18 protein-coding genes, 2 pseudogenes and 1 riboswitch are annotated in these 19,126 nt (G+C 44.7%); of the genes and pseudogenes, 6 read left to right on the top strand and 14 right to left on the bottom strand.

The window, feature by feature from the left end; all coding sequences use genetic code 11:
• Positions 1–1,350 carry an IS1182 family transposase gene (locus PBF_RS00890; RefSeq protein ID WP_035325845.1) on the top strand — a complete coding sequence of 450 codons (1,350 nt, stop codon included), beginning with the start codon at positions 1–3 and terminating at the stop codon, positions 1,348–1,350.
• A 120-nt stretch (positions 1,351–1,470) separates the two neighbouring features.
• On the opposite strand, the gene PBF_RS00885 is transcribed toward PBF_RS00890, so the two are convergent.
• The 8 genes from PBF_RS00885 to PBF_RS00850 all read right to left on the bottom strand — a co-directional run bounded on the left by PBF_RS00885 (position 1,471) and on the right by PBF_RS00850 (position 6,434).
• Positions 1,471–2,466, bottom strand: a complete 996-nt coding sequence (locus tag PBF_RS00885) for a sensor histidine kinase (protein WP_035325842.1) — start codon at positions 2,464–2,466, stop codon at positions 1,471–1,473.
• Positions 2,463–3,137 (bottom strand): response regulator transcription factor, encoded by a 675-nt coding sequence (locus PBF_RS00880; RefSeq protein WP_035325839.1) that lies wholly within the window; start codon positions 3,135–3,137, stop codon positions 2,463–2,465. The genes PBF_RS00885 and PBF_RS00880 overlap by 4 nt, the downstream gene beginning before the upstream one ends.
• Before the next feature lie 120 nt (positions 3,138–3,257).
• Complete coding sequence (locus tag PBF_RS00875; RefSeq protein WP_035325835.1) at positions 3,258–3,776, bottom strand: hypothetical protein; 519 nt, start codon at positions 3,774–3,776, stop codon at positions 3,258–3,260.
• A 15-nt stretch (positions 3,777–3,791) separates the two neighbouring features.
• The gene (locus PBF_RS00870) at positions 3,792–4,130 is read right to left on the bottom strand and encodes a hypothetical protein (protein WP_235192173.1); all 339 of its coding nucleotides are present in this window, start codon (positions 4,128–4,130) and stop codon (positions 3,792–3,794) included.
• A 108-nt stretch (positions 4,131–4,238) separates the two neighbouring features.
• On the bottom strand, positions 4,239–4,724 hold the full coding sequence (locus PBF_RS00865) for a nitroreductase family protein (protein ID WP_035325829.1): 486 nt from the start codon (positions 4,722–4,724) through the stop codon (positions 4,239–4,241).
• Between the two features lie 92 nt (positions 4,725–4,816).
• On the bottom strand, positions 4,817–5,245 hold the full coding sequence (locus PBF_RS00860) for a DUF4181 domain-containing protein (protein ID WP_035325826.1): 429 nt from the start codon (positions 5,243–5,245) through the stop codon (positions 4,817–4,819).
• A gap of 126 nt (positions 5,246–5,371) precedes the next feature.
• A complete protein-coding gene (locus PBF_RS00855) occupies positions 5,372–5,869 on the bottom strand; it encodes a methylated-DNA--[protein]-cysteine S-methyltransferase (RefSeq protein ID WP_035325823.1) in 498 nt (165 codons plus the stop codon).
• Positions 5,859–6,434 carry a bifunctional transcriptional activator/DNA repair enzyme AdaA gene (locus PBF_RS00850; RefSeq protein ID WP_035325819.1) on the bottom strand — a complete coding sequence of 192 codons (576 nt, stop codon included), beginning with the start codon at positions 6,432–6,434 and terminating at the stop codon, positions 5,859–5,861. The genes PBF_RS00855 and PBF_RS00850 overlap by 11 nt, the downstream gene beginning before the upstream one ends.
• 119 nt (positions 6,435–6,553) lie before the next feature.
• Here PBF_RS00850 and PBF_RS00845 point away from each other — a divergent pair, with 119 nt between their 5' ends.
• From PBF_RS00845 to PBF_RS26975, 3 genes and pseudogenes are all read left to right on the top strand, one after another.
• A complete protein-coding gene (locus tag PBF_RS00845; protein WP_035325817.1) occupies positions 6,554–7,474 on the top strand; it encodes a DNA-3-methyladenine glycosylase 2 in 921 nt (306 codons plus the stop codon).
• A gap of 102 nt (positions 7,475–7,576) precedes the next feature.
• Positions 7,577–7,764, top strand: a riboswitch (cobalamin riboswitch).
• Positions 7,765–7,905: 141 nt separating this feature from the next.
• Positions 7,906–10,182: pseudogene (gene metE, locus PBF_RS00840) on the top strand (5-methyltetrahydropteroyltriglutamate--homocysteine S-methyltransferase); the annotation flags it as partial.
• Positions 10,183–10,191: 9 nt separating this feature from the next.
• Positions 10,192–10,680, top strand: coding sequence for an acyl-CoA thioesterase (locus tag PBF_RS26975; protein ID WP_275451087.1), 489 nt, complete (start codon positions 10,192–10,194; stop codon positions 10,678–10,680).
• Positions 10,681–11,096: 416 nt separating this feature from the next.
• On the opposite strand, the gene PBF_RS00830 is transcribed toward PBF_RS26975, so the two are convergent.
• Positions 11,097–11,693, bottom strand: a complete 597-nt coding sequence (locus tag PBF_RS00830; RefSeq protein WP_035325811.1) for a YitT family protein — start codon at positions 11,691–11,693, stop codon at positions 11,097–11,099.
• A gap of 78 nt (positions 11,694–11,771) precedes the next feature.
• Between PBF_RS00830 and PBF_RS00825 the strand changes: the two genes are divergently transcribed.
• Positions 11,772–12,281, top strand: coding sequence for a GNAT family N-acetyltransferase (locus tag PBF_RS00825; RefSeq protein ID WP_035325808.1), 510 nt, complete (start codon positions 11,772–11,774; stop codon positions 12,279–12,281).
• A gap of 310 nt (positions 12,282–12,591) precedes the next feature.
• Here PBF_RS00825 and PBF_RS00820 read toward each other — a convergent pair whose 3' ends face one another.
• Positions 12,592–13,854 (bottom strand): YeeE/YedE family protein, encoded by a 1,263-nt coding sequence (locus tag PBF_RS00820; RefSeq protein WP_035325804.1) that lies wholly within the window; start codon positions 13,852–13,854, stop codon positions 12,592–12,594.
• Between the two features lie 158 nt (positions 13,855–14,012).
• Between PBF_RS00820 and PBF_RS00815 the strand changes: the two genes are divergently transcribed.
• On the top strand, positions 14,013–15,443 hold the full coding sequence (locus PBF_RS00815; protein WP_035325800.1) for a polysaccharide deacetylase family protein: 1,431 nt from the start codon (positions 14,013–14,015) through the stop codon (positions 15,441–15,443).
• A gap of 41 nt (positions 15,444–15,484) precedes the next feature.
• Here the strand turns inward: PBF_RS00815 and PBF_RS00810 are convergent, their stop codons facing one another.
• The 4 genes and pseudogenes from PBF_RS00810 to PBF_RS00795 all read right to left on the bottom strand — a co-directional run bounded on the left by PBF_RS00810 (position 15,485) and on the right by PBF_RS00795 (position 18,776).
• A complete protein-coding gene (locus tag PBF_RS00810; protein WP_035325797.1) occupies positions 15,485–15,943 on the bottom strand; it encodes a GNAT family N-acetyltransferase in 459 nt (152 codons plus the stop codon).
• A gap of 445 nt (positions 15,944–16,388) precedes the next feature.
• Positions 16,389–17,699, bottom strand: a pseudogene (gene dnaB / locus PBF_RS00805) (replicative DNA helicase).
• A complete protein-coding gene (locus PBF_RS00800) occupies positions 17,699–18,040 on the bottom strand; it encodes a replicative helicase loader/inhibitor (protein ID WP_035326587.1) in 342 nt (113 codons plus the stop codon). Before PBF_RS00800 ends, dnaB begins: the two are co-directional and overlap by 1 nt.
• Complete coding sequence (locus tag PBF_RS00795; RefSeq protein ID WP_035325793.1) at positions 18,033–18,776, bottom strand: conserved phage C-terminal domain-containing protein; 744 nt, start codon at positions 18,774–18,776, stop codon at positions 18,033–18,035. The genes PBF_RS00800 and PBF_RS00795 overlap by 8 nt, the downstream gene beginning before the upstream one ends.
• Positions 18,777–19,126 lie beyond the last annotated feature (350 nt).

The raw sequence follows: 19,126 nt of genomic DNA, 5'->3' as shown, positions 1-19,126 counted from the left end.
ATGTTTAAACCCAAAGAATCTTCGCAAAATGAAATTGAATTTGTGTCTATTGATGAACTTGTTCCTTCGGACCACCTTCTGCGAAAAATAGATCAGTACATAGATTTTTCAACCATTTTAGATAAGGTTCGCCCATATTATAGTGAGGACAACGGTCGACCAACGGATCCTCTACTTCTATTCAAAATGATGTTTATTGGCTATTTGTACGGTATTCGTTCTGAAAGACAACTAGAACAGGAAATTAAAATGAACATCGCATACCGTTGGTTTTTAGGCTTAAGATTCAGAGATCCCGTTCCCCATCATTCTACAATTAGTTTTAATCGCCAAAATCGATTTAAGGGCACCGATATTTTTCAAGAAATTTTTGATGAAGTTGTCCTCCAGGCTATAAACCATAAGATGGTTGGCGGTAGAGTTCTTTTTACAGACTCAACGCACCTAAAAGCTAATGCAAATAAGCATAAATTCACGAAAGAAGAAGTAAAAGCCCATACACGTGCATATATAGATGAGTTGGATAAGGCTGTAGAAGAGGACAGACAGAATCATGGAAAAAAGCCCTTAAAGGAAAGAGAGGAAGTGGTTGAAACCAAGAAAATTAGAGTCAGCACAACAGATCCCGAAAGTGGATTTATGTCACGTGAAAATAAACAGGAAATGTTCTGTTATCTAGATCACCGGACGACGGATATGAAATTTAATATCATTACAGATGCGTTTGTCACCCCTGGAAATGTCCATGATTCAGTCCCTTATCTATCTCGCCTGGACAGGCAAACCCGCAGGTTTGGCTTTAAGGTAGAAGCAGTCGCGCTGGATTCTGGTTATCTGACTAATCCTATTTGTAAAGGATTATCAGATCGGGACATTTTTGCAGTCATTGCCCATAGACGTTTTCATCCTACTACTGGTTTATTTCCCAAATGGAAGTTTACTTATGACAAGGATAGAGACCTTTACATATGTCCAAATAAGCAGGAACTAATCTACCGAACAACTAGCCGGGAAGGATACAGAGAATATAAATCCGATTCAAAGCAATGTGGGTCATGTCCGTTTCTTTCGCAATGTACAAGATCCAAAAATAAAGTAAAAGTGATAACACGGCATGTATGGGAGGATGATAAGGAAAAGGTCAGACAAAACCGGCTTTCCAAATCTGGAAAGATACTATATAAATTCAGAAAAGAAAAAGTGGAGCGAAGCTTCGCAGACTCAAAAGAGCTGCATGGGCTTCGCTATTGCCGGTTACGGGGACTACACAATGCAAGCGAGCAGGTGCTTCTCACCGCAGCTTGCCAGAATATGAAAAAGATCGCCATGCACCTGGCAAAGCTAGGATAGGTGCATGGCGATCTTTTTTTAAACCAGAAAAGCTAATCTTCCTTTGGTATATTTCTTTTTAAGAAAAACTTTGTTGAGAAAAAATACCCCTTTCTCAACAAGCTGACACGATGAGTTACATTACTCATCGTGTGTTTTTTGCATTATTAAAAACGGATCGCTATCGAGCGGGAAGTGAACGATAAATTGGGTGTACTCTCTCACATTCGACTTACAGCTAATGTAATGCCCTAACTTATTGCTTAACTGCTGGGCTAAATATAAACCCATTCCGGTCGACTTCGAATACAATCGTCCCGTTTCTCCGGTAAAACCGCGATTAAATACCCTCGGAAGATCTTTCTGGCTGATGCCAATCCCATTATCCCGAATCAAGAGCTGTTTTTCTTGTGGAGTTTCCGATATGGAAATGGTGATCTCTCCGCCAGGTTCTGTATATTTCAAACTGTTTGTCAGAAGCTGATTGACGATGAACTGGAGCCATTTAGGATCACTTTGAACCTCCAGCATATCTGCCTGAATGTGGATGCGGATATTTTTTGAAATAAAGGTTTTGGAGTGAGACTTTACAATATCCTTAAGAATCTTGATAATATCACATTTCTGGATATCATAATCCTGATTAAAGCTGTCAAGTTTAGCGTAATAGAGTGCTTGATCAACATAATTCTCAATTTTTGTGATTTCTTCTCTTAAGCTGCCTTCGTCCATATCGGTTTGCTGCAGCAGGCGAAGAACGGCAATCGGTGTTTTGATTTCATGGAACCAGGAGACGATAAAGTCGTAATGTTCCTTCTGCCTGTCCTGAATCCGGTTCATTTCACGGATATGTTCACGCTTCAGCTCATCGATGTGGGCTTTAGCGTACTCTCCTTCCAGAGACAGGCTGTCATATTCCGCCCTTTCCAATTGCCTAATCACACGCAGATTTTGCTGGTACCGATATACTAAAAACCCGATTAATACAATAGAAGATAGGGAGAAGGCGTAAAGGAAGGTTCCCCATGCCAGGCTGCCATTGATATCAGTAAAAAAGATCGCTGCTGAAATCAGGAAACTGATCAGATAGAGGACTATATAAGGTTTTTCATAGGATAGAAAACTAAGGAAGTTCATTCAATTAAATACCCTAACCCTTTCCGAGTGACAATGAAGTCCTCTAATCCAATTGCTGCAATTTTCCTGCGCATCCGATTCACATTCACGGTAAGTGTATTATCATCGACAAACTGCTCCTCATTCCATAGTGCCTGCATTAAGTCATCCCTCGAGACAATTTTCCCGATATTCCGCATCATCAATTGCAAAAGAATGAATTCATTCCGGCTTAGCTCATTGCTTTGTCCATTAAATTCAATCGTTGAATTGGTCACATTTAATTTCAGGCCGCGATGGATAAAACGGATAATCTCATCTTCCTGATATGTATACTTCCGGCGGATGAGCGCACTGATCTTCGCGAGAAGGATATCCAAATCAAAGGGCTTCTGGATAAAATCATCCCCGCCCATATTAATGGCCATTATTATATCCATATTTTGATTTCTGGAGGAAAGAAAAATGATCGGCACTTTTGAAACAGAGCGTATTTGCTGGCACCAGTAGTATCCATCAAAAACGGGAAGATTGATATCTAATAAAATGAGGTGTGGACTTGTCTGCTCAAATTCCGTCAGCACCTGGTCAAATTGGGTTGCCTCCACCACATCATATTGCCATTTTTTTAACGTATCAGCGACAATCCGTCTAATTTTTTCATCGTCTTCTATCAACATGATTTTATACATAATATCCCTCTTTACTGGAATAATGGTCACCATTCATCCCGGCACAATTTCTTTAAGTCATTAGGATAGGTCAGTTACTATTATTCCACAAGCAGAATAATTGAAAAGATCTATTTTTCATTAGTGATTAAGCTCTTCTATGGTCTTAAAAATTCTCGAATACACATCACGAATAGATTCATCAGTCATTTCGTCATTATACAACCCATACCCCCAACTATGAAATGCATTATTTTTTTTCGATTTAAGAACACCCACAGCATAGCTTTTACCAGCTTTCCATTTCCATGAATTATTATATTCTGTGGCTTTAACAGTAAACGGGATATGACTGCTGGCTGATATAAAAAAGAATGGAATGGATGAATCTGAATAGGTATCTGAATAGTTGGCTTCAGCAGCCTCAGGAAGGTTTTTCTCCGTCATTATAACTGCGTCATAAGAGCTTAATTCCTCATTTAAAAGTTCATCAAAAGAAATTTCATTAAACTTCACTTGTTCTGCATTTACTTCCGGCGGGTCTCCAACGACCGCAATCCTTAATGTCCTTCCTTCATACGGCTCGAAATCAGGAGTTTGAGTGCAAGCTGATAGTAAAATGGTTAAAATTAGCATTATGTAAGAAATCTCTCTTGTCATACTAATCACCTCTGCCTAGATAATATAAACAATTGCACCAATTATTCCAACAATCATTAAGGCCAGGCCCTTTATAACCAGCCTCTGTCTGAAAGCGGCCATACATCCTGAAACAAAGCTGATGAACACTAAGCCTGCACCTATATGCTGAATGATTTTGATTTCTGAAATACTGCCGGTAATAAAGACTTGAAAACCTATGCAGCAGCCTCCAAAAATCAGGAGAAATGAAGGGCTTTTCAACACTTCCCTAGCATCCTGCTGTTCCTCTTTAGCCATTTTTTTATAAGTTTTTATAAAAAGGAAAATCGGAATCGCCCATATTAAAATGATTAAAATAGCCTGGAAGATCATTATATGACCCCCTCTGGTAGATATAAATCTATTACTTTAAAATCATACCATATTCTAACAAAAACAAAAAAGAGCGCCATCCATCGGATAGGCGCCCTATAAAAATACTTAAGATAAATGCTTTATTTTCTTTTCAATCGGTGTACGCTCCTTCGCTTCAGGAACCTCCTCAGGAAAGCCTACTCCAAAAATACCAACTACATCGTAATTATCCGGGACATTTAAAGCAGTTCTTGCTGCAGCTGAAACTCCCAGGGAAGACCAGAATGTCCCCACTCCTGATGCCCATGCCATCAGCATAAAGTTCTGGATAAAACATGATACTGCAGCCATGTTCTCATTTCGTTCCAGGTCGCTTGCTCCATGCCTGGATAGGATCGCCAGCACTTCCGGTGCCTGAAAAAAATCGGTCTTGTGATTCAGCTTAGCCCTTGTTTCCGGACCAACAAATAACACTTCCCATGGCTCCGTCATTTTATGGTTGGGTGCCATGGTCGCAGCCTCCAGCCAGGAGGTGATTAGACGATGCTCCACTTTATCAGATTTGAATTTTTTTATGTTGCGGCGAGTCGTGATTATTTTCTGTATATCCACTGTGTATTTCCCCTTTTTGTTTATTTACTATATATAATACTAGATTAATTGGATTTCATCTGTGAAAATTATTCGATGACCCCATTATAAGTCTATAGCATCCAGAAAAAATCAGTCTTAATAACTGTGAATAGCAAAATTAAAACAAAGGCCAGACTGATAATGGTCACCATATAAGCCCTGCGGTTTTCGGCATATTTCCACTCCATAAAAGCCCTGGCGATTTCTGAAACACCGATAAAAACAAAGAGGAGGAACCATGGTTCTAAAAACCATAGCCATTCCATCGGATTCCTCGTCATGTTAAAAATGCCTCCGGCCAGGATGGTCACTAAAAACCCTATTCGAATGGTCCAATCCACCTTTTTATGTTTATCATTGATATGGTTATAAGAAAAAAACTTCTTTTTCTCAACCTTCAGCCATTTCCTCAAACCGAATTCGAAGAAATAGATTAATGCTCCAACACTCGTTATTAAGAGTAAAAGCTTAGGCCAGAACATGGGATCAATTACATACATCCTTTTTTCCTCCTCCGCCTTTGCGCACACTTCGTTTACTTACCTATTTTTACGGATGCGGGAGGAAAAAGTTCCCTTTAAAATTATGACGCTATAGCTGCTGAAAAAAAGAAGAGGATCATCTCTTCAGCCTTGTTTCTCTAATTCAAGTAGAGTCTGCTTCATTTTTATGCCCCCGCGATAGCCGGTTATCGCACCATTTTTTCCGATGACACGATGGCATGGGACCGCGATCAACAGCGGATTGGCACCGATTGCTTTCCCTGCTGCCCTTACTGACTGCGGCCTGTTTATTTTCTCTGCGATGTCCGAATAAGAGACTGTTTTTCCGTAAGGGATCTGTGCTAATGCCTCCCAGACTTCCTCTTGGAACGGAGTGCCTTTCACATCGAGGTCCATTGAAAAAACTTGTCTTGTTCCCAGAAGAAATTCCTGTATTTCCATCATGTATGGCTGCAATGCTTCTTTATTTTCCACAAGCACTGCAGCTGGATTAAATTTTTTCAGCGACCTTTCAAAATCAATAAATTCCGGATCACTTCCTATATAGCAGAGACCCTTTTCTGTTTTCGCCAGATACAGGCTCCATTCTCCTTCCTGCAGTTTCGCCCATTCAATATCCATTCTTCCGCTCCTCCCTTGTTTTGTTTCTATATACCGCAGGCGTTGTGCCCAGCTTCTTTTTAAATAAAGAGATAAAATAAGGGGTGCTGGGGAATCCTGCTGATGCACCGACATCGGCAATCGATTGCTCCCCGGCCTCCAGCATATGAACGGCTTTTTCGAGCCGTATATCCTGAATATACTCTGTGGGCGACTTCCCGGTGACCCGTTTGAATACCCGCTGCAAATGATAGGGACTTCCATGAAACAGGTCCCCCAATTGATGTAATGTAATCGGGTCTTTATAATGCTGATCGATCCACCCGGTTATTTGCTTAATCCATTCTTCTGCAGGCAGGCTGTGGCCATCCGGTTTGCAGCGCTTGCACGGCCTGAAATTTTCAGCCAGTGCTTGAGCGGCATTTTTAAAAATAGCGACATTGCCGATATTCGGAACTCTCGACCGGCACGATGGCCTGCAGAATATTCCTGTCGTTTTAACTCCATAAAGAAAGAGATCATCATAGGATTTGTCGCAATCCTTTATTGCGATCCAGTATTCTTCCGGAATCTGTTCATAAGCCAACTGCGCTCACCTCTGCTAAAAAGTATACACAAAAAATACACATCATCAGCGATTTCCTAAATATAAACGCAAGATTACGTAATCCTGAGGCCTTACAATAAAGATAAGGAGGAATCCAAATGAGCTCTCACTTTGTTAACTGGAAAGAGGATGAAAATGGCCTGGTCCTTTTCACTCCGCCTGAATTCAGCTTTCCTGAAAACCTGCGATACTTGTCACGATCAGCTAATGAATGCCTTTATGAGATTTCCGGCGAGATCATTAGACGCGCCCTTTCCTTCGGGAATGAAAAGCTGCTGATTGAAATAAGTGCTGTGTCAGATCAATCTCTCTCCGTCATCATTCATAAGCCCGTCACGCATCAAATGAAAGCGGAGATTGCGGAATATATTCATAATTGGTTCGACCTTGGAGCCAGCCTGACCCCATTTTATGAGATGGCACAAACAGATCCCTTGCTGAAAAAGCCTGCAGAGAAATTTTTCGGACTGAGAGTTATGGGAATTCCCGACTTATTCGAGGCTCTTGCCTGGGGAATCCTTGGGCAGCAGATTAACCTTGCATATGCGTATACACTAAAGCGGCGGCTCGTTGAAAAATATGGGGAGTCGCTGGAAATCGGCCGGAACAAATACTGGCTCTTTCCGTCCGCTGAAACAATTGCGGGATTAACCATCGAAGACCTTGCCGACTTAAAAATGACCGTTAAAAAATGCGAATATCTGATAGACATAGCCCGCTTAATTGCAAATGGCGAGCTTTCAAAAGAGGACTTGCTGAAAGAGGGAAATGTAAAAGCTGCAGAAAAAAGGCTAACGAATATACGCGGCATCGGCCCCTGGACCGCCCATTATGTCCTCATGCGGTGCCTGCGCTTCCCGAACGCTTTTCCTATCGATGATGTCGGCCTGCATAATGCGATCAAAGTGATCACAGGCTCTGAAAGGAAGCCTGCGAGAGAGGAAATTCTGACATATTCAGCCCGCTGGGAGAATTGGGAAGCGTATGCTGTTTTTTATTTGTGGAGAGTTCTGTATTAAAAATCTTTTGACAGCATCAGGATCCCATGCTAGTATTTTCATTAAATTTAAATTTTTTAAATTTTTGCGGAGTTTTCTGATCCGCTAGCATCATCAGACAATTTCATAACAAATGCTTCAGGTGCTGAACGAAATTGTTCAGTTAAAAGGGAAGACCGGTTAAATGCCGGCGCGGTCCCGCCACTGTATTGGGGAGCTGCTTATATCAAACCACTGTTTCATCTGAAATGGGAAGGGATTAAGCTGCGGAGAACCAGAGCCAGGAGACCTGCCTGTTGTATGCACTTGTACTCTACGGGTATATAGAGAGGAGTGAGGTAAGCAAGTCGGGGACGCCCCAACTCTATTTGATTATGCACATTTATCTCTCTTTTCGATGAAAAGAGAGATTTTTTATTTTTACAGAGAAAAAGGACGGGAGTGTTGACAGATTGGTAAAAACTAAGAGTTCCAGTTTAGGCTATCCGCGTATTGGCGAACATCGGGAATGGAAGAAGGCACTCGAGCAATATTGGAACGGCACTGCAGATAAAGAAACCTTCTTAAGACAAATGGAAGAACTGCGCCTGAACCATCTGAAAAACCAGCTGGAGCAAGGCATCGATCTGGTGCCTGTAGGAGATTGGAGCATGTACGATCACGTATTGGACACGGCTGTGATGTTTGGATTAGTGCCTGCACGCTTCGCCTATGGTGGAGGCAAGGTTTCATTGGAGACCTATTTTGACATGGCCAGAGGCAATTCTTCTGCTGTAGCCTGTGAAATGACAAAATGGTTTAACACGAACTATCACTATATTGTACCGGAGCTGGATCAAACTACCCCTTTCCTTGCTGAAAACCGGCCGCGTGAACTTTTTAAAGAAGCGAAACAGAAGCTTGGCATTGCCGGCAAGTCTGTTATCCTCGGCCCCATCACCTTTGTAAAATTGGCGAAAGGATATAAAAAGAGTGAATTCACTCAAATGGTGCATCTGTTTGTGCCCCTGTATGCTCAGGTACTGAAGGAACTCCAGGAGGCAGGCGCCGAGTGGGTGCAAATGGACGAGCCGATTCTTTGCAGCACGCTTTCTCAGGAAGATATTCGGCTTTTTAAAGAGGTTTACGGAATTTTGAGTGAAGCGGTCCCGAACATCAAGCTGATCCTGCAGACCTATTTTGACTCTGTGGAATTTTTTGAAGATGTGGTTTCCCTCCCTGTTCATGGAATTGGCCTGGACTTTGTTCATGATGGAGGCAGTAATCTGGAAGCCTTAAAGGGGTTTGGGTTTCCGAAGGACAAAGTGCTTGCTGCAGGTGTGATTGATGGGCGGAATATCTGGAGGGCAGATTTGGCCGAATGCTTCAGCCTGCTTGAGGAAATTTCTGAATATGCCGAGAACCTGATTATCCAGCCGTCTTCTTCCCTTCTGCATGTTCCTGTAACGGTTCAAAATGAAGACAGATTGGATGCCGCTTTAAAAGGCAGTCTCTCCTTTGCTGATGAAAAGCTGCGGGAAATCACCATCCTTGCCAAAGGGGTACAGAACGGCAAAGAGAAAGCGGCGCATAAAATCTCGGAAAGCTTGGCTGCGATAAAAAAGCTGGCCGATTCACATGAGCGCCATCACCCGGCTGTGCGGAAAAAAATGAATAATCTCAACACGGTAAAAATGGAGCGGTCCGCCCCGTTTGAGGTTCGCCATCAGGCACAGGAAGCGGCTTTTAAGCTGCCAATCCTCCCCACTACTACAATCGGCAGCCTTCCGCAGACACATGAAGTCCGGAAGCAGAGGCAAAAATTTCGAAAAGGCGAGCTGACACATGAAGAGTACGAGCAATTTATTCAGGCGGAGATCAAGAAGTGGATTCAAATCCAGGAAGATTTAGGTCTGGATGTGCTTGTCCACGGCGAATTTGAGCGGACCGACATGGTTGAGTATTTCGGCGAAAAGCTCGGCGGCTTTCAATTTACGAAGCTGGGATGGGTTCAGTCGTATGGCTCTCGCTGTGTTAAACCGCCGATCATTTATGGTGATGTGTTTTTCCAGGCGCCGATGACCCTGAAGGAATCCGTCTATGCCCAATCACTGACATCAAAGCCAGTAAAAGGCATGCTGACAGGTCCGATCACGATCCTGAACTGGTCATTTGTCCGGAATGATCTCCCTCGGTTTACAGTTGCAAATCAAATTGCCTTGGCATTAAGAAAAGAAATCGAAACATTGGAGGAGCATGGAATCCGGATGATCCAGGTGGATGAGCCGGCCCTCAGGGAAGGACTTCCTCTAAAAAGAAAGAATTGGGACAGCTACCTGCATGCGGCCGTAGATGCATTTAAACTGGCAACGGCATCTGTTAAAAATGAAACCCAAATCCACACCCATATGTGCTACTCCAATTTTAAAGATATTATCGAAGCGATCGATGCGCTGGATGCGGATGTCATTTCCATCGAAACCTCCAGGAGCCATGGCGAGCTGATTGGAGCTTTCGAGGAAAGCACGTATTCCAAAGGCATCGGCCTGGGAATTTATGATATTCACAGTCCGCGTGTTCCAAGTGTTGAGGAGATGACAAGGAATATCGGCCGGGCCCTGCAAGTCCTGGGTCCGAAGCTATTCTGGATTAACCCTGATTGCGGGCTGAAAACACGCGGCGTGACTGAAACCACTGAGGCACTTAAAGTGATGGTGGACGCAGCAAGGCTGGCCAGGGAAAAGCTGTTAGCCGAATGGGTGGAAGCGGATCAATTAGAAGAGGCCCATTCAACGGATGTCTCGAAAACCATTCAGACGAGACTGGTCCTCCCGCCTGATACAAATCACCTGCAAACCATCTTCGGCGGAAAAGTGCTGTCGTATATCGACGAAATTGCGGCGCTTGCGGCCATGAAGCATTCTAATCGCGTAGTCGTAACGGCCTCGATTGACTCGGTTGATTTCCTGTCCTCTGCCACAGTCGGGGACGCCCTTAGCCTGGAAGCTTATGTCACTTCAACAGGGCGGACATCGATGGAAGTCTATGTGAAAGTCACATCCACCAACCTTCTGACAGGCGAAAGCAAGCTGACGACAGAATCGTTTCTGACCATGGTGGCAGTGGATGACAAGGGGAAGCCGGTTCCGGTTCCGAAAGTGATGCCTTTGACAGATGAAGAGATCCGTCTGCATGCAACGGCAGCAGCCCGGAAAGAGCACCGGAAAAATCGGGCGAGCATCCGCTGATACATTTATACCCACCTTGTGAGGCTGCAGGAATGCGGGTGTGACCGATAGATTGATAGATTGAAATTCTGGCAGATATCATTAAAAAGTGACCGGAAAAATATTAAACCCGCCGATTTCCCTAACATGTTGGCTGATATATCTGAGAGAGGACAGGTCCCACTGTCCTTTCTATGTCAGAAAAAAATATAGCGGTGTCATTACAAGAAATAGAGCCTGAAAAAACACCCTCCGCCACAGCCAAGACAGCCCTCATCCGCCAGCTGCTCCCCTGCTTCATACATATTCTCGCCTGCATCCCAGACATTGTCCTCTTCCTCTTTATTATTCTTTTTGCTATTCTCCTTATCTTCCTGCAGTTAGAATAATAGAAAAATATTTTTCATAAAAAAGAAAAGGCCAGCAAGGCCCTTTCTCTAGTACTTCTCCACAAGTACTTTTACATCAAGCTTGTAAATGAGATCAATCATCCGCGTCCCGATCATTTGGCAGATCACCGCATAAACAATTACCTTCCAGTCCACGACAACGCCTGTAAGCAAAAGCAGACTGCCATTTATGTAAAACAGCGTCCGGCCCGGCGCACTTCCCCTTGCTTTGGAAATGATTAACGCGAGGATATCCATGCCCCCTGACGACGCGCCCATCCGGAATAAAATGCCGACTCCAACCCCAAAGACTGCTGCTCCAAGCAAAAGGTCCAGGAGAACCGGATTCAGCGGTTCCGTAATGTATGGAGTCAGAAAATCAATCGTAACCGAAGTAACCGAAACACAAAACAGCGTCCAGATCACACTGCTTTTCCCGAGCCATTTGGCCGCTGCCAGCAGCAGGCCCGCATTCAAAACCCATAGAGTCACCGAATAAGGCGTGTCCAGCAGATAATTGAATAATACCGCCAGACTTGCCGCACCGCCGGACGGGATAAAATGCGGAAACAAGAAAAATGTCATCGCGATTCCCTGGATGCCGGCGGCCATTCCCAAAATCAAAGTTTTATAGAGTACGTGCATGACAAAAACTCCTAACGTTTTTCCTCACTCTATCTTATAATATTTTCATAGAAGAGAAAACCGCACGAGGTGAATAGAATGACCATTCCTTTTGAAACGGAACGGCTCCTGCTCCGGACCATGCTGGCCGATGACCTGAATGAAATTTTTGAGATTTGGGGCAGCCCGGTGGTAATGAAATACTGCGGTGGCGCCAGCACGAAAAGCCGCATCAAGCGCTCCATCGATTTTTACCGGCGGCTGCAAAATGAAAGAGGCTACTCGGTATACACTGTATTGCTAAAAGAAACTTCCGCCCTTATTGGGGTTTGCGGGTTTAATCCGGGAGAAAATGAACACGAAGTCGAGCTCCTCTATCATTTTAATCAGCATTACTGGGGAAAGGGATATGCTGCTGAAGCTGCCGCAGCATGCGTGGCCGCTTTAAGGAAAAATGGCCCGAATGTGCGGAAAATGTCCGCAGCTGTGGATCCAGCCAACCCTGCATCCGGAAAGGTGCTCGAAAAAATCGGCATGACCGCGGCTGGAATGAAGTGGTTTGAAGATACACAGCAGGAAGAACTCTGTTATGAAATGGAATTTGTGTAAAAAGCCGGCAAGCCAGCTTTTCTCTCCCAAAACCTTTCCCCGGTTCGGCTTTCCGTTTCCCCAAATCTCAAGTTTGTTTCCCCATTTTTGCTGGTCGTTTCCTCAATTCAGTCAGGCTTTTCCCCAATTAAGCCAGCTGTTTCCCAAATAAGAAAAGCGGAAGCGCCTTGGTCACCCCCGACAAGCACAAGACAAGCTTGTGACCTCGAGGGGGTAGGCTGCTTGCGCTAGACAGTTATCGACGTTCAAAAATTATATACTTTCTTATCTTTTAAAAAAACCTGGCACTCAAAGAGCACCAGGCTTTCCATTAACAAACCGAATCTGTAGATTTCGGGTTCTTCAATCCAAACAGCGGACGGATGAACAGAGCAACGCCGGTTCCAAGCATCGCCATGATTGCCCATACCCAGCCATGAAGACTGAAGGACGCAATGCCGCCGAAGTAGGCGCCGATGTTGCATCCGAATGCAAGGCGGGAACCATACCCCATCAGCAGTCCGCCGACAATCGCAGCACCTGCGACACCCGGCTTGATTTTCCCAGGCTTGAACGTTCCCTGTGATGCTGCTGAAATGAAGGCACCCAGGATGATGCCGAAGTTCATAACACTTGTAGAATCAGCAAGCACTGTATTTTTCAATGCCGCTAAATTCGGCTCTGATGCAAAGTATCCCCATGATGTTACGTCGATGCCCATTGCCATCAGCGTTTTTCCGCCCCATAGTGCGAACGCGGATGTGATGCCCCAAGGCGTTCCGCGGACCGTCAGAGTCAATGCATTCAGCAAGGCCAATACGATTGCTGCTGCGAACAATGGCCATGAGCCTCGCAGGATTTTTTTCCACCCAGCCGTTGTAGGCAAAGCTTTCATCATTGGTGCTTTACGCTTTTTCGCGATTTGCAGAGTCACCCAATAAATCAAGGCAAACAATGCAAGCTGAACCACCAATGCCCCGCCATATCCTAGTCCCGTGGAGGTAGCCAGGGAGATTGGCGGCAATGCCGGTGTTTCTTCCATCCAGAACGAGAAGTGGTACGCTCCGATCGTGGAACCCACAATGAAAGAAATCAGCGTCAGAATCATGGAGGATTGCCCTCCGCCTACAGAATACAAAGTGCCGGATGCACAGCCATTCCCAAGCTGCATCCCGATTCCAAAGATAAAGGAACCAAACAGGACACTCACTCCTACAGGAGACACATACCCTTTAGGCTCAATACCTGTGAAACTGAAGCCTGTGCTTAAAATGATGGCAAACAATGCAGAAGCAACTGCGAGCATCAGCATATGTGCCTGCAGCCCTTGCCCGTTCCCTACACTGGCAAAGCGTCTGAAGGCAGATGTAAAGCCAAATCGTGCATGCAGCAAAGTCATGCCGAGTGCAATTCCAATAATAAATAGAACTCCCTGTGTCATGTTCGCTGTATTTATAATGGAAATGAACAAAATGATAGCTGCAAGAACACCAGCTGCAACGAAAGGCATTTGAATCGGATTTAAGTTTGAAACAACTGTTGTTGGTGCTGAAATCCAGGATTTATTTTTCATTTCAACTTGAGCCAACCTCATTCACTCCTTTTCTTATCTTTTTAGTCGGATTAAAGTGTTATTTTATACTATATTTTTTTAATTGTAAATGGTGAATTTTTCTCCAGCCCGGAGATTTCCTGATATAATTATATCTTTGGAGAGTCATAATTTTACAGACAGGAAAGGAAAGGATATCATTGCTTAAGCGGTTAAAATGGCCATCATGGGTATTATTCAGCATCTTCATTGCAGGCATCTATTATTTCATCAGCTCTGGAACTGACACAAGCCTGCAGGCTTTTTCCAGAACAGAAACCACTTCCCCGGCAGCTTTCCCCGGATTAAACCTTGAAACCCGGACAAAGGAAACGACATCTTATACCCTAGCGATCAGTACTCCGATCACTGAATTTGAGAATTTGAACAAACCCATGAAAGAATGGACCCAGACTCAGGAAAAGGATTTCCTGGAACTTGTGAAGGCAAACAGGCAATTTCTGGACAGCGAAGAATTCCGTGCCCACCTCAATATCAAGGCTGAGCCGAAAAAAGTCTCCGATACCATGTACACACTTGTATTTGAAGCCTACCAGTACACCGGCGGTGCAAATGGGCAGGCGGCAGTCAAAACGTTCACGATCGACCTTGCGAATCAGAAAATGGTGCAGCTTGCCGATGTGATCCGTATGGATGAGGAGTCCCTGACGCCTCTCAGGGCGATGATAAAAAACCAAATCGGCGAGAAGGAAGAACTCCAGGACTATCTATTTGATGACCTGCTTGACGAAGCGCTTGAAAATCCGTCGAGCTGGAAATGGTCACTGAGCGGCAAGAATTTCACGCTTTATTTTAACGAATATGAAATTGCGGCCGGTGCAGCCGGAGCGGTCAAGGTGAAAATTCCTATCGAACAGATTCGTCCCCTCTTAAAGGATGAAATTGCTCTGCATTTGAAACTCCCTGACATCCAGCTGCCTGAACCTGAAGTGGAAGAACCGGATGCAGCTCCACTTGATCCAAACGGAAAGTATATTGCTCTTACCTTTGATGATGGGCCACACCCGAAAGTCACACCGCTTATATTGGATATTTTAAAAAAGCATAATGCAAAGGCTACCTTTTATATGCTTGGCAGTCAGGCGCAATTCTATCCTGCACTCGCAAGCCAGGTGGCTGAAGAAGGCCATGAAATCGGAAATCACAGTGATAGCCATGCGGACCTTTCATCCCTCGGCGAAAAAGGAATCCGCAAAGAAATGGAAGAAGCCAGCGGCAAAATCAAGGAAGCAAGCGGACAGTTTCCAGCTACCATCCGCCCGCCTTATGGGGCCATGAATGAAGATGTGAAGAAGATTGCCGGAATGGCCCATAAACCGCTTATTCTATGGTCGGTCGATTCATTGGACTGGAAAACGCTCAATGCCTCGGCTATTCAAAAAAGCGTGAAAGCCAATGCTGTGCCAGGCTCCATCGTCTTGATGCACGATATCCATAAGCCAACTGCTGAAGCACTTCCAGACCTGCTGACCTACCTTGAAAAAGAGGGCTACGAATTCATTACCGTCTCCCAGCTTTTATCCCTTCAGGAACAGGAAGTGACCGGTACGTTTTTTGGAAAACGGCAATAATCATTCAAACAGACGCTCAGGATATTCCTGGGCGTTTAGTTTTACGCGTCTGTCCCCTTTTCATAAAAGGGAATGGAGCCGCCGCCCGCCCCGTACACCTCTCCTCGAAGCATCCAGCCGTATTTTTCATAATACCCTTCCAAATCCGTCTGGAGATAGAGTTTTTTAAATCCAAGCTTCGCCGCTTCTTCAATAGCATGATCAAGCAGCCGGGCACCAAGCTTCTTCCCTCTGCTGTCCGGGTCAACGTACAGACATGCCAGCCACGGATGCAAATCCTGCCGGCTATTAAGATCATTGCGGATTAATGCATACGTGCCAATAAATTGCTCATCCTGGATGGCTGCATAAAACCTCGGGATCCCGTCCTCTGTGTTCCCGGAGTGAATCAAGCAATCCTGATAAAAAGTGAAGTTTTCTTCTGTTCCCCAATTCTCCCAGAAATATTGAACTGCGCTATCCAATAAATGAGGATGTTCGTGAACTGCAATAATTTTCATTAGTCATTCCTCCCGCATTAATTATTCCTCGCGAGCTTTGATAATTCCTTTTTTGAGTGGGGGAACTCTCTTTGAAGAATCAGCGGGGGCTTATTTGAGAAAGGACTATTTGGATGGATTAATCCCGTTCGCCTTCAGTTTTCCAATTTTGATAGAGACTATTCAGCTTGATTGATGCCGCTCGTTTCCTTTTTCCATTCTAAGGGGAACGATTAAGCACGATTAGTGCCGTTCCCTCCCCCCTTTTCCATTCTAAGAGGCACTATTCCAGCCGATTAGTGCCGTACTCTCCCCTTTTTCCATTCTAAAAAGCACTATTTCTCCAAATTAGTGCCGCTCGCTATCTGTTTGGCTAATCTGATTGGAACTATTTAGCCTCGATTAGTACCTCTCAAATATTCAACCTCTTTATGCCAAAGGGACATTCCAACCAATTCACTTCGCTTCACCCTAACTCCCCCGGCGGCAGATCTCCAAACTTCCCAATCTCCTTCATAAACGCCAGCCGTACTGTCCCAATCGGCCCATTCCGCTGTTTGGTGAGGATAATCTCAATCGTATCCTTGCGGTCGGATTCCTTATAGTAATAATCATCACGGTATAAAAACGCTATCACATCTGCATCCTGCTCAATCTGCCCGCTCTCCCGCAAATCTGAAAGCATCGGCCGCTTGTCCTGCCTGCTTTCCACGCCCCTGCTCAGCTGTGACAGGGCAATGACCGCTACATTCAAATCCCTTGCCATCGTCTTCAGCTTCCGGCTGATCTCGCTGATTTCCGCCTGGCGGTTCTGATGCCTGGAATCCCCCGCAATCAGCTGCAGATAATCAATCACCACCAGCATCCGTTTACCCTCACCGTACTTCCGGCGTGCTTTTCTGACCTTGGACCAGATGTACCCGATATCCATTCCCGCTTGATCAAAAATATGCAGCTTCACATCATCAAACGCCCCCATCACACCGGAAAATTGAGACCAGTCCCCCTCACCGAAATAGCGCTTCGGGTTTCTCATTTTAATCGAACTGATTTCCCCTTTGCAGCTGATCATCCTTTTCAGGAGCTGCTTTTTGGACATCTCCAGTGAAAAAATAAGGGCCGCATCCTGACCAGCTGCGTTCAGTGCCATATTTAGAGCAAAGGCTGTTTTCCCGACACTGGGCCTCGCTCCGACAATAATCAAATCAGATTCCTGAAACCCGCCAGTCAGCTTGTCCAGATTTCAAAAACCTGACGGAATCCCGGTCATTTCGCCAAGATCCTTTTCCGATTCCCCGTAAAGCTCAACCAAAGAAGGCATGACCTCCCCCAAGTCATCATCACCTGCATGATCCTCAATCTGCATGAGATCCTGTATGCCATCCCTCAAAGTACAGGAAATGTCTCCAATCAGTGCATTTTCCTGAATCCGCCCCGCAATTTCTACAGCCTTGCGCTTCTGGTAATATTCAAGAACTGTATCCTGATAAAATGAAAAGTTCGCCACAGTCGGCACACTTCCGGCAATCTGGGTGATATAGCTTATTCCCCCAATGCTCTCCAGATTGTGCTTGCCCGCTTCCTCCACAACTGAAATTACATCAACAGGCTTCCCCTTCGCATCAAGCTGGAGAATAATCGTCAACAGCCGCTTTAGTCTCGCTAAATAAAAGTGTTCCGGCCGCAGCGTACAGTCTTTGATAAGCCCATCCTCCAAAAATAGCGCCCCCACTGCAGCCTCTTCTGCCTCCTGACTGTAAAGCCCGTACCCCTGCATCAGGCTTCACCCCTAGCGATCCCGAGAATCTCCCGCATTTTCGCCAGCTCAGCCTGAACCACTTCCTCCCTTGCCGGCTTCCAGGATTTCGGCACAATATACGCCGTTTCCCGGCAATCCGGAATCGCTCTGGAAACAGCTGCAGATTTCCGTACCAAATCCGAAATCTTCGGCGGATAAGGTGACACCTCCACATGCCGATACAAATTCAGCCGCAGGTCTTCAACCTCATAAGGCTGCAGCACCTCGTGCCAGTAATCAATTTTCTGCTGATTCACCTCAAACTGCTCGTAATAAACGGCAATCAGCGACAGCAGCGTATATGTCTCCCGTTTAGTCATCAAGGTTAAAATCCTCCTCCCGCAGCTGCTTGCCAAGCGGCTTTTGATTCAGGTACGATTCAAATCGGGTACCAAACAGTGTCTCCGGCCTCAGGAACTTCCTCCAATAGGGATCATGCAGCCATTCCTCCGCCTTCAGATCGATCACCTTTTTAAAATCATCGAGACTGAATCCCTCCAGCCAACGTGCCCGGATCAAATTCTTCGTTTTCTTCGAGCCTGTCCGGTATTCTGACTGGGTTTGGCTGTTCAAGTATTGGATAACCGCAGCATAAGGGATATCTTTTTTCTTTGTTGTAGTCTCTGTAGTAGTCTCTGGTATTGGTTGCTGCACATTGTCATCCTCGGGATCGCAATCTGTTATATTCATTTCCTCAACCTTAGATACTCGATGTTCTATGCCAAGTGATGCTTCCAATTCTGCTATTTTTTTATAATCAATCGTGTACCATTTGGTCTTATCCATTTTACTGGAATTAAAATTCGCAGAGATCAAGAACCCCATTTCCTCAAGGGAGCGAATGGTCCGTCCGATCGTCGCATGGGACCAAAATGGCATCTGCTTCTTCCAATCTTTATATGTATTGTAAATCCATTTGCGCCCTTCTTTTATATGCCTGCTCTTCACAAGCCAATAATGAATCTGCTGAATGAGCACCGCCTCATTCAGTCCCACCTTTTCCGCCAATGACGGAAGAATTAACATTGGCCTTTCATTTACCAAAAGTGAACTCATATAAATCCCTCCACTATTTTTATGCTCGAATTCTGCTAAATTCGGTTTGACAGATTCGAGAATTGCAACCCTTTCATATATATAAATATGTTTTTCGACCCCAAAAGGACAGGGTAAATTTATTTTTTACGATTAATTTCGAATATTTAATGAACAAATAAAGAATGGCTGCCCTTTTTCGGCAGCCTTAACTTTGATGTCCCTCCCGCTTCGAAAATACTACCAATGCCCTCTGATTTTAGTTTAATTCAGGCATCCAGTCTTAGGTCTTCTCTATCATTTTGAATATTTTAAATATTTTATATTTTTATCACCGAAACAAAATTGTATAATTTACCAGAATACTAGAA

The sequence above is a fragment of the Cytobacillus firmus DS1 genome, from assembly GCF_000565285.1.
Lineage (GTDB): Bacteria > Bacillota > Bacilli > Bacillales > Cytobacillaceae > Cytobacillus > Cytobacillus firmus_A.
The sequence above is the reverse complement of the archived record's forward strand: the minus strand, read 5'-3'. Positions and strand labels throughout refer to the sequence as shown.

What these genes read in the sequence shown, in the direction of transcription:
- PBF_RS00890 (WP_035325845.1), top strand. Translation starts at nt 1, where the DNA reads ATGTTTAAACCCAAAGAATCTTCGCAAAATGAAATTGAATTTGTGTCT.
- PBF_RS00885 (WP_035325842.1), bottom strand. Translation starts at nt 2,466, where the DNA reads ATGAACTTCCTTAGTTTTCTATCCTATGAAAAACCTTATATAGTCCTC.
- PBF_RS00880 (WP_035325839.1), bottom strand. Translation starts at nt 3,137, where the DNA reads ATGTATAAAATCATGTTGATAGAAGACGATGAAAAAATTAGACGGATT.
- PBF_RS00875 (WP_035325835.1), bottom strand. Translation starts at nt 3,776, where the DNA reads ATGACAAGAGAGATTTCTTACATAATGCTAATTTTAACCATTTTACTA.
- PBF_RS00870 (WP_235192173.1), bottom strand. Translation starts at nt 4,130, where the DNA reads ATGATCTTCCAGGCTATTTTAATCATTTTAATATGGGCGATTCCGATT.
- PBF_RS00860 (WP_035325826.1), bottom strand. Translation starts at nt 5,245, where the DNA reads ATGTATGTAATTGATCCCATGTTCTGGCCTAAGCTTTTACTCTTAATA.
- PBF_RS00855 (WP_035325823.1), bottom strand. Translation starts at nt 5,869, where the DNA reads ATGGATATTGAATGGGCGAAACTGCAGGAAGGAGAATGGAGCCTGTAT.
- PBF_RS00845 (WP_035325817.1), top strand. Translation starts at nt 6,554, where the DNA reads ATGAGCTCTCACTTTGTTAACTGGAAAGAGGATGAAAATGGCCTGGTC.
- PBF_RS00830 (WP_035325811.1), bottom strand. Translation starts at nt 11,693, where the DNA reads ATGCACGTACTCTATAAAACTTTGATTTTGGGAATGGCCGCCGGCATC.
- PBF_RS00825 (WP_035325808.1), top strand. Translation starts at nt 11,772, where the DNA reads ATGACCATTCCTTTTGAAACGGAACGGCTCCTGCTCCGGACCATGCTG.
- PBF_RS00820 (WP_035325804.1), bottom strand. Translation starts at nt 13,854, where the DNA reads ATGAGGTTGGCTCAAGTTGAAATGAAAAATAAATCCTGGATTTCAGCA.
- PBF_RS00810 (WP_035325797.1), bottom strand. Translation starts at nt 15,943, where the DNA reads ATGAAAATTATTGCAGTTCACGAACATCCTCATTTATTGGATAGCGCA.
- PBF_RS00800 (WP_035326587.1), bottom strand. Translation starts at nt 18,040, where the DNA reads ATGACTAAACGGGAGACATATACGCTGCTGTCGCTGATTGCCGTTTAT.
- PBF_RS00795 (WP_035325793.1), bottom strand. Translation starts at nt 18,776, where the DNA reads ATGAGTTCACTTTTGGTAAATGAAAGGCCAATGTTAATTCTTCCGTCA.